Genomic DNA, 14,309 nt, shown 5'->3' with positions numbered 1-14,309 from the left:
AATTATGCCAAACACGTTATTTGTTCTTCTCCAATATCCATGCTCTTATAGTTCGTTCATGTTAATCATCACTCACTTTAACCAGTTGTTTACCTAAATTATCTCCCTTAAATAAGCCAATAAAAGCATGAGGAGCATTTTCTAAACCTTCCACGATATTTTCACGATATTGAAGCTTTCCTGAATTAACCCATTCTCCAAGTTGCTTCAAGCCTTCTTCGTGATTATTTGCATAATCACCAACAATGAAACCCTTCATTAATGCGCTTTTTTGTACTAATAACCCTTGTATTCTCGGCCCATGCTCTATTTCTGTCGCATTATAGGAGGAGATTTGTCCACAAAGAATAATCCTTGCTTTGTAATTAATTCTTTTTATTACTTCATCGGAAATATCTCCACCTACATTATCAAAGTAAATATCGACGCCATCGGGTGTATATTGTTTAACCTTATCCTTTATATTATCAGTTTTATAGTTGATGACTTCATCAAAATGTAGGTCTTCTTTTAAATATTGGCATTTTTCTTCCGTTCCAGCGATTCCTATCACTTTACAGCCTTTTAATTTAGCTATTTGCCCAACCGTTGAACCGACGGCACCTGCTGCTCCAGAGACCACAACCGTCTCTCCCTCTTTAGGCTCACCTATATCTAGTAAGCCAAAATAAGCTGTTAATCCTGGCATTCCCACAATACCTAATGCTGTTGATATAGGAGCTATAGAAGGATTTAATTTACGTACTTGATGACTTTTAGCTACATTATAATCAGACCAGCCAAGACGCCCTTCCACATAGTCACCCACTTTAAAATTACCATCCTTTGATTCAATTACTTGACCTACAATTCCACCGGATAACACTTCATTTAATGCAAAAGGCTCAATATATGATTTTCGCCCACTCATCCTGCCTCTCATATATGGATCAACAGAAAGGTAAATGGTTTGTATTAATACCTCCCCTTCATTTAAACGAGGAAGTTCTTCACTCTCTACTAATTCAAAATTTTTATCATTTGGCATTCCGGTTGGTCTTTCGACTAATAGAATACTTCGATTACCCATTTTATCCCTCCATTTTATACGTTCTACTTCTCTATACCCTTATCAATTAAGGTAAAACAAAAGATAGGACGTCTGTGAACCTTCTTCACTCACAGACGCCCTCTTTTTACTCTACATCTACTTCTTCAAACTCACCATCTTTAATTACACCCATTCTGATAAAGTTTTCGATTGCCCCATTTTCTTCAATATGTTTCAAATCATATACTTTTTTATCATCTGGTAAATTAGTTAATCCATCTTCAATGTGTTCCCGTATAAGCTTAGCATCATCAACAGATCCCGCTGCTTTCATTGCCTCTACAAATACATACATTGCTAAATAGTGATAGCCTGCTTCAGAACCTGGGTCCTTGTCATGCTTTTCACGATACTTATCAATAAACTCCTTTGTTCCAGAATATTCTGTATATATAAGCGGAACAACACCTATCGCTCCTTCTAATACATCATATGAACCTGTCACATTTTTCATTTCATCCAATTTCGCTTGGTCCATCACGATAAAACCTCCGTCATATCCAAGCTGTCTTGCCTGCGATACAATTTTAGCAGTAGGTTCTGAAGGTCCACCAATGAAGAGGACATCTGGCTCTTCTTTTAATGCATTCGTTAAAAGAGTAAAAAAGTCTGTATCTTTAGAGTAATCAACTGAAGCTTTATGAACTACTTCTCCTCCTGCACTTTCCCAGTATGGAATAATCGCTTCAGCCCAATCTTTTCCATATTGCGTAACAGGCGGAATAGCAGCTAATTTTTTTCCGAAATTATCCATCGCATAATCGGAGAATGGCTCAATATATCCTTCATAGCTCGGCGGTATTCTAACAGTTAATGTATTCCCACGCTCAACAATATCTGGTTCACTCGAATAGGCTGATACGATGAAATTATCCACTTCGTTAAATACTTGTAACGCTGAGATCCCACCGCTATGTGGCGAGAATATAATTGGTGTTTGGTTTTCTTGAACTAAGCGTTTTCCATTTGATGCTGTTTCATTAGGTAGATATTTATCATCCAAGGCAACAACATTCAGTTTGTATTTATCACCATTTACTTCAAAACCTTCTTTATTAATGTCCTCTACTGCCATCTTCAAACCATTTAATGTGTTTTCACCATAATAAGCAGCAGCACCACTCAATGGACCACTATAACCAATATTGACGACTTTCTCACCATTGCCACCACTTGATTGTGCACAAGCTGAAAGAAAAAAGATAGTGAATACGACTAAAACACTTAACCATTTCCGCTTTTTCATAAAACTCTCCCCCTTAATAATTATTACTTATGCACCAATATAAGCCTTTCTTACCTCTTGGTTTGATAAAAGCTCATCCGCAGTCCCTTGCAATGCAATCTGCCCATTTTCAAACACATAACCTTTCTTCGCAATACTTAACGCTGCAAATGCATTTTGTTCTGCTAAAAGAATGGTTGTTCCTTCTTGATTAATATTTTTAATGCTTTCAAACATTTGCTCAACAATAAGTGGTGCTAGCCCAATGGAAGGTTCATCAAGTAACATTAACTTCGGTTTAGCCATATAAGCTCTGCCGATTGCAAGCATTTGCTGTTGTCCACCACTTAGTAAACCTGCTGCTTCATTTCTTTTTTCGTAAAGAATCGGAAAAAGCTCGAACACATCATTTAATGATTGTTTCAATTGCGCTTTACGCTTACGATGAATATAACCTCCCATCATTAGATTTTGTTCTACGTTCATATAAGGAAACAATTTACGGTCCTCGGCACATTGGACAATCCCCATTTGTACAATCTTTTCAGGTGCCGTTTGATGAATAGGTACATCATTAAAAAGTATCTTGCCTGAAGTTGCTTTTAATAGACCACTAATTGTTTTGAAAGTCGTGCTTTTCCCTGCTCCATTCGCCCCTAGTAAAACAACAATCTCGCCTTCCACAACATCAATATCAATATCTTTAATACTTAAATATTTTCCATATTTAGCAGAAACTCCATCTAATTTAAGCACTCACCGTCCCTCCTAAATAGGCTTTGATGACCTCTTCATTTTTTTGGATCTCTGCTGGTGTTCCTTCCGCAATCTTTTCTCCATAGTTTAAAACCATAATATGATGCGCCAACCGCATAATCATCGGCATCTTATGCTCAATAAGACAAATCGTTAAACCTTTATCCGCCATTTTTTGGATTAATTTTGCCATTTCATCTGTTTCATCAGGATTGACCCCAGCTGTTGGTTCATCGAGAAAAACGATCTCAGGATCAGTAGCAAGTGCTAATGCGAAAGCAACACGTTTCTTCTCTTCTTGAGAAATATTTGTTACTAGTTGATCACTTACATGTGATAAGCCAACGAAATCTAAAGATTCCTCTGCTTTGGCGATACATTGTTGTTCTTCTTCTTTTAGCCTTTTCGTCCGAAAGATACTATCAAACAGATTAGATTTCGTTCGCAAGCGATGGCCAACGATTACATTGTCTTTCACCGTCGACATTTCAAATAAGTGTGTACTTTGAAATGTCCTTGCCACACCTAGCTTTGCTATCACATTCGCTGGTTGTCTAGTAATCTCCTCATTTTTATAGATAATGGTTCCTTCGGTCGGTTCGTGCACACCTGTAATCAAGTTAAAGAATGTACTTTTCCCCGCACCATTAGGGCCAATGATGGCGTTGATCTTCCCTTGTTGGACGGAATAATCCACTGACTTCACTGCTACATTTCCACCAAAACGCTTCGTTAAGCCTTTAACCTCCAGCATTTGTCTCCTCCTCCCTGTTTTTGTAAGCAAGAGATTCCTGTTTTTTCCGTTTTCTTTGATACAACTGCATTTGAATAAACCCAACAATTCCTCTAGGAGAAAAGATGATGAGTAATGTCAATAATGGACCAAATATGAGCATCCGATAATCTTGTAAGAATTGTAGATTTTGCGAGATGATCACGATAAGAAATGTCCCTACAATCGGACCAGCAAATGTACCAATTCCACCAACAATCATATAAGTAAGCAAATCAAATGTGATCGTTGTATAAGCTATTTCTGGACCGATGAAACGGATAAAACCTGCATACATCGCTCCTGCCAAACCAGCAAAAAAAGTGGAAAGTACAAAGGCAAGAAGTTTATTCCGTTTAGTTGAAATACCAAGTGATAACGCTAAATCTTCACTATTACGAATAGCGATAAATGTTCTCCCAGTTAGTGAATGCACGATACGATAAATGACAGCCACAACGAGGAGAAAAATGAAAAACGCTAAATAATATTGAGCTGTTGGTGATTGAAAAGTAATTGGACCGATTGCCTCTGGCAAAGGGATACCAATTAGTCCTCTTACGCCACCAGTTAGACCTTCCCACTTATCAATCACTAGGTAAATAATATAGCCTACACAAAGGGTATATATAGCAAAAAAGTGTTCTTTCGTTCTTAAGGCAAACAGCCCGATGATTAACCCGATGAACATCGTTACCAATGGGGCTAACAAAAAGCTTAACCAAAAACCCATCTCAAGTTTAACAGTAAGGATGCCGATAACATACGCCCCAATTGCAAAGAAACCACCATGAGCTAAAGATAAGTAACCTGTATAACCCGCAAGTAAATTCAAGCCATAAACTGCGATGGTCCAAATAAAAGCCAAAGTCATAATATGAAGATAATAAAGATTCGGAATAACGAAAGGGAAAACGATTCCGAGAACGATGAGCAAAGGTATAATTACCTTCTTGTTTGTTAGAACGTTCATTCTATACGCCTCCTTTAGAGAAAATTCCTTGAGGCTTGATTGATAGAATGAGAATTAATAATACAAAAGCGATGATGTCTTTATAATCTGCAGAAAGGTAGGTTGCTCCTAAACTTTCCGTGAACCCTAGGATATATCCACCCAATATGGCTCCTGGAATACTGCCCATTCCACCGATGATAATAATGACAAAAGCTTTTAGGATTACCAGATGTCCCATTCCAGGAAAGACGAGGTTAATTGGTGACGTAAGTGAAGCACCAATTGCCGCCAGAGCACCAGCAATAAAAAAAGTGAGGATCGCTACTTTATGTGTGTTGATACCTACTAATTGCGCCCCTTCTCTATTTTGGGCCATTGCAATGATTGTCCTACCCGTAAATGTTTTCTTTAAGAACCAGTAAAGCAAAATCATTACCGCAATTGCTGCGAATACAATGAGTATTCTCTGCAATGTCAGTGTGAGACCAAACACTTCCACCACCTGCCCAAAAGGTGTTGACATTTGGCGATAGTCCGCTCCCCATATAAACTGTGCTAATGCTTCAAGAAAAAGTAAAATACCGATGGCAGCCACTTTATCTTGAATAGGAGGAGAGTGTCTTAGAGGATAGAACACAAGTCTCTCCATTAAGACACTTAATAGTCCGACTACACAAATGGAAACAACCATTGCGAGAATATAGTGTAAACCTGCTTCAGTCATCATAATTAAAGTGATATATCCACCTACCATGTACAGAGCACCGTGAGCGAAATTTGGAATATGGAGAATGCCGTATACTAAAGTGAGCCCTAAAGCTACTAGGGCATAGACACTCCCAATTGTTAATCCATTAAACAATTGTTGCATTAAAAGTTCCATCATTTTCCCCCTTTTTCACGTCAGTAGAAGATTAGACTTTTTGTTGATTCACTTTCGATTCTTCTTCTTCTTTCAGTTTACGCCATAATATTTTCCCGCTAGATGTCATCGGGAAAGACTCTCTAAACTCAACCACTTTCGGAACTTTATAGGCAGCCATATGCTCTTTAGCCCATTGAATAATCTCTTCAGCAGATGTCTTTCCTTTACTGTCTTCATTTAATATTACGAAGGCTTTAGCTGCTTCTCCTCGTCTCGGATCAGGAATCCCAACGACACAAGCCTGTTGAATCGCAGAGTGACGATATAGAATCGACTCCACCTCTGTCGGCCAAATTTTATAACCTGAAGAATTAATCATTCTTTTTACACGATCAACAATAAAGAAATAACCCTCTTCATCTACTTTTCCTAAATCACCTGTTCTAAAAAATTGTTTTCCTTCTATAGTAATAAAAGCGCTTTCATTTTCTTCTGGACGATTATAGTAACCTTTCATTACTTGGTGACCATGAATGATGATTTCACCAACCTCATCGATTCCCAATTCTTCATTTGTAATAGGATCTATAATTCTAGCATCCACATCGAAGAAGGGAATGCCTAAACATTGCATTTTCGGATGATCTGTTGGATTTGAATGGGTTTGTGCAATTGTTTCGGTCAAGCCATACCCTTCTAAAAAAGTTAATCCAGTTAATTTCTCTAATTTCTGACCAACTGCTTCCGGCAAAGTAGCGCCACCACCGGAAATGCCAATAAGTGAAGCTATACGATCAGCTGTTAATTTTGGATTAGAAATAAAATCAATTAACATCGTACTTATAGCTGTCCAATTACTACACTGCTTTCTCTCAATAAGTTGTAATGCCGTATCTTTATTCCATCTAGTCATAATGACCATGGTACTTCCAGCATAAATGGGTACATGCATACTTTGCACCATTCCGGTCACATGGAAAAATGGCAAAGAAGATAAAATGACATTGCTACTTGAAATCCTCCCCCATAAAGCACCACCAACGGTATTGGCTTGAACAGAATAATTCGTATGCATACAGCCTTTTGGTACACCGGTTGTTCCTGAAGTGTAAGGAAGGACGATTAAATCATCCTGTTTGCTCGTATAATAAGGAACGATTTCTCTTATCTTTATAGCGTCATCCCACCGGAAATGATCTTGCTCTTCTGTCCATTCTTTTCGTGGTTCTGCAACTACATCTGGTCTATCTATGTTATCTTGTGGGTCAATATAATCTGAATAGGAGGCAATAAGTAGGTGTTTCAAAGAAGTCTGTTCAATAAGTGGTTTTACAATAGGTTGTAATTCTTGACCGATAACTGCTGTTTCAATTTGACAATCATTAATATAAAAAGCTAACTCACTCGTAACAAGCATTGGGTTAATCGGAACGACGACTGCGCCGATTCTCATAATGCTATAGAAACTAATGACAAACTGTGGAGAATTCTGCATAAAGAGCAGGACTTTATCTCCTTTTTTTACCTGTAATTCCGTTTGAAGATAACTAGAAACACTCTTCACTTCGTCTAATAATTGCTTAAAGCTTATTTCATTTCCATAATAATGGATAGCCTCTCGCGAAGGATATTGAAGTGCTGAGAATTCCAAGTTTTGGTAAACTGAAGTTTCTGGAACAATCAGTTTTTTTGGAAGCTTTGGCCAGTGATCAAAATGTCTTGTTTGCATTAATTTAATCTCCTCCTTAACTTTTTAGAATAGCTCATAGAGGTGTCATATTTAATTTAAGAACGTTTGAAGTCAGGTTGTCTTTTTTCTTTAAAAGCAGTAATTCCTTCATGATGGTCCTCTGTTGTTACCATCGTACCTTGTGTAATCCTTTCCTGTTCTAATACTTGTTTTAATGATAACTGATAAGATTCGTTAGTAAGTTTTTTAATAAATCCATACGCAATATTTGGCCCAGCACTTAATTTTTCCGCATATTGTTTTACATCATCTTCAAAGTGACCTTTTTTGTAAATATGGTTAACGATGCCAAATTCGTATGCTTTTTCAACTGTTAATGGCTCTGCGCTAAATAATAGTTCCTTCGCACGTTGTAATCCAACTAGTCGAGGTAGAAAATAAGAGCCGCCGCCATCCGAAATTAAGCCTACTTTAGAAAAGCTTAAAATAAATTTAGTTTCTTCTTCTGCTAAGATTAAATCACATGCTAGTGCTAGATTAAACCCTGCTCCTGCCGCATATCCATGTACGGCTGCAATGATTGGTTTCTCTACAGATTGTATTAAAAGAATAAGCTCATTCAAATTCCCAATATGTTCATAAGTAGCTATAGGCGATCTTGAACCCATCCTTTTTACATCTCCACCAGAACTGAAAGCTCTTCCCGCTCCCTTCAATACAATAACACGAATATCTTTATCCGCTTTGGCTTGTTGTAGTGCTGATTTTAACCCTTGAATTAGCTCAGGGCTAAATGAATTTAATGCCTCAGGACGATTTAATGTTAATTCCATTACACCATTCTCAATTTTCATTAGTAAATGACTCATTGTTTTCGATGTCATATCTTCACCTCATTTTTTTATTAAACGCCGATTACGCCTTCATCCGTTACAATAGGGGAAACGGCAAAAATATCTTTTTGAGCTACGAATGCTACTTCCGTCTTCATACCGTGATTTGCAATCATTTTACCTACACGTGAAGCCATTAATAATTCTGTTCCTTTTTCTTTTGCACCCAAATAAAATTGATGGGCACACAGTGCTGTATCTGACATTTCCCAAGCCTTATGACTGCTAGTTATTAAACAATCAATATAATAACCGACTCCATAAAAGTCCTCGACATTAAATGCACCAGAAGATCCCGAACAAACAAGTACTACCGTCTCATCAAGATGTTCGCTACAAACTGCCTTAGCAGAATGTTTGGCATTTAAGAGGGATGCTATATACACTTTCTTTGCATTAAGAGCATGTTTGATGGCCACTGTTCCATTGGTGGTTGTTAAGATGATATCCTTACCTTCAACAGTTTTAGATAATCTTTCTGGATGGGGTGATTCAAATCCGTCTATCGTTAGCCCGTTATATTCTCCAACTAACACATATGTTCCTTTTTCACGAATGCTTGCTTCATATAATGCATCCTCTTGATTCGCTACTGGTATGACCGCCTTTGCCCCGTGTTGAATCGCAGTTGTTATAACTGATGTGGCCATCAAAATATCAAATACAACTACCACCTTCTGCCCATTTAATTTCTCTTTATCGATTTCTTCTTTTTTCATGACTACATGAAGTTTCACCATATCAATAACCTCACAATTTTCTTCTAGATGTCTTTACAGCATGTTGTATTAAGTTATTTACATATAAGTTTAGATTAGAAAAGCGCTCGTCTTTTGTTTGTCCGCGCTTCCAACGATAATAAATTTGCTGACATATAACGGCGAGTTTGAAGTAAGCAAATGTTAAATAATAATGAATTTGACTGACATCTGTCCCACTTTTTAGCGCATATGCTTGAATAAACTCTTCTCTTGTGAAGAAGCCTGGCTTTGTCGTCACCGACTCTTCTCCTAGACCTCTCTTCAATAGATCGGAATCATTTTTTTCATGCCAGTAGCTTAAGGCAACACCTAGATCTGCTAACGGGTCACCAACAGTTGACATTTCCCAATCAAAGACACCGATTAATCTTGTTAACTGTTGATTGAACATACTGTTATTTAGCTTAAAATCATAATGGATAATCGTTGTTTTTTCGGAATGTGGGAGATGTGACTCTAACCAATTTGTAAGTTCATCAATCCCATTAATTTCATCTGTTTTACTACGATGATATCGGCTTATCCAGCCATCTACTTGCCTTTGCATGAACCCAGCTGGTCTCGTCATCTCTTTTAGTTTGGTCTTCTGATAATTGATAGCGTGTAATTGCACAAGAGTGTTTACCATCAATTGTGATATTCTTTGACCTACATCATAAGTACTGTCACCATCAGGAATAGTGAGGGAATCGTCTATCACCACCCCTTTTTTTCTTTCCATAATAAAGAATGGTGCACCTAAAAGTTCTTTATCACTGTAAATAAAAGGCTTCGGTGCTTGATTGAAAAAAGGGTGGATTTCCTGTAGTACTTTATATTCTCTTTCCATATCATGCGCTTTAGGTGCTACTGGTCCCATAGGCGGTCTTCTTAACACAGCTTCCCAGTTGCCAGCTTTTAATTGATAGGTTAGATTTGATTTACCTGCACTAAATTGGGAGATTTCTAATGGTTTGTTAGGTATTTCTTCTATATTTGCTTTTAAATATTGTTCTAAGCGATGAACATCAAGCCCTTCACCTTCTCGAATGGGAATTGTATCAGAAGTCATGAACACCCTCCTCTGTTTTACTTAGTAATGCGAGAGGCTGATATTTTTTTAAGTTATCCCTTAAATGTTCTGGAATCAAAATAGAATGATCATCTATGAAGTTATAACACACAGTGACACAACTTGCTTTAGCAACCAATTTCCCATCCATCTTCTTTGTCAATAAATGCTGTAATTCAAAGCTTTTACGGCCAATATTGCTAACCTCAGTAGTCACAACTAGTTCCTCACCTGCGAAAGCTGGGGCAACATAATCACAATGAATAGAAGCCAAAATCATACTACTTTGTTTATTTCTATTAGGTAAAATCTCATAAAATAATTTCGTTCTTGCCTCTTCAAAATAAAGAAAATAACTTGTATTATTGACATGGCCAACAGCATCGGTTTCACTAAACCGTACATACACCTCTATTTGATGTTTTTTATGCATCATCAAATCCCCTCTTTAACAGGCACTTCTTCAATACCTTTTAAAATAATTTCGGTATAAAATCGTGCTAATTCCTTATCCGTTAGTTCACCATCTGTGCGAAACCAATAATAGCTATAATTCGTCATTCCTAAAAATCCGAATGCAAGAATATCCGTTCGAATATGATTACTAAACTCTCTTGTCTTTTTACCTTCATCAATAATTTTTTCAAAATTTAATCGATATTCTTTTCTCTTTAATTTAATTTGTTTGACATGATCTTCATGTAAATGCCTTAACTCCCGATGCACAATTCGTGCTTCTTTTCCCTGGGTGTCAATCTTACTTAATGTTAAATAAATGTTTTCGTAGAGCTTTTCTTTATTACTTAATGTTTGATTTTGTAAGATTTCCTCTTGTTCTTGTAATAAACCTTCGATGTATTCTAAATGGATATCCCTTAATACTTCCTGCTTACTGTTGAAATAATAATAAAAAGTACCTTTCGTCACATCGAGTTGATCGACAATATCTTGAATGGTCGTTTCCTTAAAGCCTTTATCATCAAACAAATCGATGCTTTTCTTTAAAATTTGATTTTTCACTAAAAGCCCTCCTGACTATGTCTATGCCTATTCTTAGACTAGTTCTCTTTCAATGAGAAGGGCAATCCCTTGACCTCCACCAATACAAGCGGTAATTAAAGCCGTCTGGCTCAGTGACCGTTGCAATTCATACACTGCTTTCGTAACAAGTATGGCACCTGTTGCGCCTAATGGATGACCATGAGCAATCGCTCCGCCATTCACATTCAACTTTTCAGGATTGAATGATAACTCCCTGTCACAAGCAATGACTTGTGCGGCGAATGCTTCATTCAATTCAATTAAATCAATATCTTCAAGTGTTTTTCCAGTTTTCTTTAATAGTTTTCTAACAGCAGGTACAGGACCTATTCCCATAATATTAGGGTCAACACCAGCGACAGTTGATTCTTTTATGACGGCTAATGGACGTAAACCGAGTGAATTCGCTTTTTCTCTTGACATGATAACAAGCGCCGAGGCCGCATCATTTAAGCCTGAACTGTTACCGGCTGTCACACTGCCAGCTTGCTTAAATGCAGGTTTAAGTTTAGCTAACCCCTCTATATTCGTTTGTGGTCTTGGGTGTTCATCCTCATTAAAAGTAATCGGCTCACCTTTTCTAATAGGAATCTTTATCGGAACAATTTGTTCATTAAAACGGCCTTCTGCCATCGCCTTAGCCATTCTTGCTTGACTACGATTGGCATATTCATCTTGCTCTTGACGAGAAATATCATATTTTTCTACTAAATTTTCTGCTGTTATCCCCATAGGAGGATCTCCAACTTCATCAGGTGAAAGTCGTGATTTTCTAAATTGAGGGGGTCTTGGACTATACGGTTGATCAGCCCGATCCATCAAGTAAGGTGCCCTCGACATACTTTCTACTCCACCTGCAATATAGACATCTCCCTCACCGGCTTTAATCATTGCTGCAGCAAGTGCAACAGCATTCATACCTGATCCGCATTGGCGGTCTATTGTTAAGCCAGGTAGATTAAGAGAAAGACCTGATTGAAGACTTGATAATCTAGCAATATTTCCCCCACCACTTAGCACATTACCAAAAATCACATCATCAATCTCTCCCACATTCACTTGCGCCCGCTCTACTGCTGCCTTTATTACTTCGCCACCAAATACGTGAGCTGGAACGGAGGCAAGAGCACCTCCCTGCCTACCAATCGCTGTGCGTACAGCTGAAACGATTACTGCTTCTCTATTACCCATTTCACCCATCCCTTTCTCTTTACATCGCCGTTGTTCCACCATCTACCGCAATTGTTTCACCAGTAATGAAATCGGACGCACCACTGGCTAAAAATAGAGCCACTCCTTTTAAATCAGAGTCGGAACCAAATTTCCTAAGTGGTGTCCTCTGTAAGAAGCGATCGCTATTTCTTTCAATAAGAACCTTGGACATTTTTGTTGGGAAAAACCCAGGTGCAATCGCATTGACATGAATGCCTCTTGGTCCCCATTTCACAGCCAAATCTTTTGTAAAAGAAATAACACCACCCTTACTTGAGTTATATCCAATTGCGTCCATTAACTCTGGATTTGACCCCTTAAGTCCAGCAACAGAAGCTATATTAATGATTTTCCCTTGTTTTTCAACCAGCATTGCTTTACCAACAGCTTGTGACATTAGAAATGTGCCTACAACATTTACATTGACTACTTTTTGAAAGGCTTCTAGAGGCATTTCTTCTACTGGTGCCCCCCATGTTGCCCCACTATTATTGACAAGAATATCAATCTTTCCAAAACGCTGAATCGTTTCATCGACGACTGTTTGCACTTCTTCTGGATTAGTAATATCACATTTAAAAGTCAGTACTTCAACACCAAGTTCCTTTAAACGATCGGCCACTTCATCACAATTCTCTTTTTTCCTGGAACATAACACGATGTTTGCTCCAGCTTCTGCAAACCCTTCAGCAATTTGTTCACCTAATCCTCTTCCGCCCCCAGTGACAATAGCTGTTTTTCCAGATAGATCGAACAGTTCTTTTACATGCATTATTGGACCCCCTGTGCTACTTTTTTATATTTTTTTAACTCTTGTCTTGCAATCGCTCTTTTATGGACTTCATCTGGACCGTCTGCTAATCGTAATGTTCGAATATTCGCCCAACTTGCAGCAAGCGGTGTATCTTGACTTACTCCTTTTGCACCTAGTGCTTGAATGGCGTGATCAATAACTTGAAGTGCCACATTTGGTGCGACTACCTTAATCATGGCAATCTCTGTTTTGGCAGCTTTATTTCCAACAGTGTCCATCATATAAGCAGCTTTCAATGTAAGTAAACGAGATTGTTCTATATTCATTCTAGCTTCAGCAATCCATTCTTGAATAACACCTTGTTCTGCTAATGTTTTGCCAAAGGCAATGCGCTCTTGGACACGCTCACAAAGAATGGATAATGCTCTTTCCGCTGCCCCAATCGTTCTCATGCAATGATGAATGCGCCCTGGTCCTAATCTGCCTTGTGCAATTTCAAAGCCTCTCCCTTCACCTAGTAGCATATTACTAGCAGGGACTCTTACATTGTTATATTCAATTTCTGCATGACCATGAGGAGCATGATCGTAACCAAACACATTTAATGTGCGTTTGATTTTCACACCTGGTGTATCAAGTGGGACTAATATCATCGATTGTTGTTTATGTTTTTCGGCGTTTGGATCGTTTTTACCCATGACAATGGCAATTTTACATCTAGGATCACCTGCCCCTGATGACCACCACTTTGTTCCATTAATGACATACTCATCTCCATCACGAATAATGCTGGATTCGATATTGGTCGCATCAGATGAGGCCACATTCGGTTCAGTCATGGAAAAACAAGAGCGTATTTCACCGTTTAGTAATGGCTTTAGCCACTTTTCCTTATGTTCATCCGTTCCGTAGCGTACTAATACTTCCATATTACCTGTATCTGGTGCTGCACAGTTAAATACTTCAGGTCCTATAGATGACCTCCCCATTAACTCACATAATGGAGCGTATTCGATATTGCTTAAACCTGCACCATCTTCGCTATCCGGTAAAAATAAATTCCATAATCCTTCTGCTTTTGCTTTTGCTTTTAGTTCCTCCATAATGGTTGGATGGGTACTAAATCGATTTTCCTTACTTATTTGCTCCATATAGGTTTTCTCATTTGGAAAAACATATTGATCCATGAAATCACTAATTTTTTCTTGTAAACGCTTTACTTTGTCCGAATATTCAAAATTCAT

The 14,309-nt window shown here is 38.0% G+C and carries 15 protein-coding genes; all 15 read right to left on the bottom strand.

Translation table 11 applies throughout. The annotated features are described in order from the left end of the window. Positions 1 to 61: 61 nt before the first annotated feature. Positions 62 to 1,069: an NADP-dependent oxidoreductase gene (locus tag MKY26_RS05255; protein WP_095373419.1), complete on the bottom strand. Its 1,008-nt coding sequence runs from the start codon at positions 1,067 to 1,069 to the stop codon at positions 62 to 64. A gap of 106 nt (positions 1,070 to 1,175) precedes the next feature. Continuing rightward, on the bottom strand, positions 1,176 to 2,336 hold the full coding sequence (locus MKY26_RS05250; RefSeq protein ID WP_307314196.1) for an ABC transporter substrate-binding protein: 1,161 nt from the start codon (positions 2,334 to 2,336) through the stop codon (positions 1,176 to 1,178). A gap of 27 nt (positions 2,337 to 2,363) precedes the next feature. After that, positions 2,364 to 3,071, bottom strand: a complete 708-nt coding sequence (locus MKY26_RS05245) for an ABC transporter ATP-binding protein (RefSeq protein WP_307314199.1) — start codon at positions 3,069 to 3,071, stop codon at positions 2,364 to 2,366. After that, positions 3,064 to 3,825: an ABC transporter ATP-binding protein gene (locus MKY26_RS05240; protein ID WP_095373422.1), complete on the bottom strand. Its 762-nt coding sequence runs from the start codon at positions 3,823 to 3,825 to the stop codon at positions 3,064 to 3,066. Before MKY26_RS05240 ends, MKY26_RS05245 begins: the two co-directional genes overlap by 8 nt. Continuing rightward, on the bottom strand, positions 3,812 to 4,816 hold the full coding sequence (locus tag MKY26_RS05235) for a branched-chain amino acid ABC transporter permease (RefSeq protein WP_095373423.1): 1,005 nt from the start codon (positions 4,814 to 4,816) through the stop codon (positions 3,812 to 3,814). Before MKY26_RS05235 ends, MKY26_RS05240 begins: the two co-directional genes overlap by 14 nt. Before the next feature lies 1 nt (position 4,817). After that, a complete protein-coding gene (locus MKY26_RS05230; RefSeq protein WP_095373424.1) occupies positions 4,818 to 5,681 on the bottom strand; it encodes a branched-chain amino acid ABC transporter permease in 864 nt (287 codons plus the stop codon). Between the two features lie 31 nt (positions 5,682 to 5,712). Continuing rightward, positions 5,713 to 7,392: a long-chain-fatty-acid--CoA ligase gene (locus MKY26_RS05225; protein ID WP_322909269.1), complete on the bottom strand. Its 1,680-nt coding sequence runs from the start codon at positions 7,390 to 7,392 to the stop codon at positions 5,713 to 5,715. A gap of 56 nt (positions 7,393 to 7,448) precedes the next feature. Then, positions 7,449 to 8,237, bottom strand: coding sequence for an enoyl-CoA hydratase/isomerase family protein (locus tag MKY26_RS05220; protein WP_095373426.1), 789 nt, complete (start codon positions 8,235 to 8,237; stop codon positions 7,449 to 7,451). Between the two features lie 20 nt (positions 8,238 to 8,257). Continuing rightward, complete coding sequence (locus MKY26_RS05215; RefSeq protein ID WP_322909268.1) at positions 8,258 to 8,986, bottom strand: 2-phosphosulfolactate phosphatase; 729 nt, start codon at positions 8,984 to 8,986, stop codon at positions 8,258 to 8,260. A gap of 10 nt (positions 8,987 to 8,996) precedes the next feature. Beyond that, a complete protein-coding gene (locus MKY26_RS05210) occupies positions 8,997 to 10,058 on the bottom strand; it encodes a phosphotransferase family protein (RefSeq protein ID WP_322909267.1) in 1,062 nt (353 codons plus the stop codon). After that, the gene (locus MKY26_RS05205; protein WP_341092427.1) at positions 10,048 to 10,494 is read right to left on the bottom strand and encodes an acyl-CoA thioesterase; all 447 of its coding nucleotides are present in this window, start codon (positions 10,492 to 10,494) and stop codon (positions 10,048 to 10,050) included. Before MKY26_RS05205 ends, MKY26_RS05210 begins: the two co-directional genes overlap by 11 nt. After that, complete coding sequence (locus tag MKY26_RS05200) at positions 10,494 to 11,078, bottom strand: TetR/AcrR family transcriptional regulator (RefSeq protein ID WP_095373429.1); 585 nt, start codon at positions 11,076 to 11,078, stop codon at positions 10,494 to 10,496. Before MKY26_RS05200 ends, MKY26_RS05205 begins: the two co-directional genes overlap by 1 nt. Positions 11,079 to 11,111: 33 nt before the next feature. Further along, positions 11,112 to 12,290 (bottom strand): thiolase family protein, encoded by a 1,179-nt coding sequence (locus MKY26_RS05195; protein ID WP_224936304.1) that lies wholly within the window; start codon positions 12,288 to 12,290, stop codon positions 11,112 to 11,114. A 19-nt stretch (positions 12,291 to 12,309) separates the two neighbouring features. Then, complete coding sequence (locus tag MKY26_RS05190; RefSeq protein WP_307314214.1) at positions 12,310 to 13,083, bottom strand: SDR family oxidoreductase; 774 nt, start codon at positions 13,081 to 13,083, stop codon at positions 12,310 to 12,312. Next, positions 13,083 to 14,309, bottom strand: coding sequence for an acyl-CoA dehydrogenase (locus MKY26_RS05185; protein ID WP_328199228.1), 1,227 nt, complete (start codon positions 14,307 to 14,309; stop codon positions 13,083 to 13,085). Before MKY26_RS05185 ends, MKY26_RS05190 begins: the two co-directional genes overlap by 1 nt.

The sequence above is a fragment of the Cytobacillus sp. FSL R7-0680 genome (genome assembly GCF_038009245.1).
Classification (GTDB): Bacteria; Bacillota; Bacilli; order Bacillales; family Cytobacillaceae; genus Cytobacillus; species Cytobacillus kochii.
This window is presented reverse-complemented; position numbering and strand designations above follow the sequence as displayed.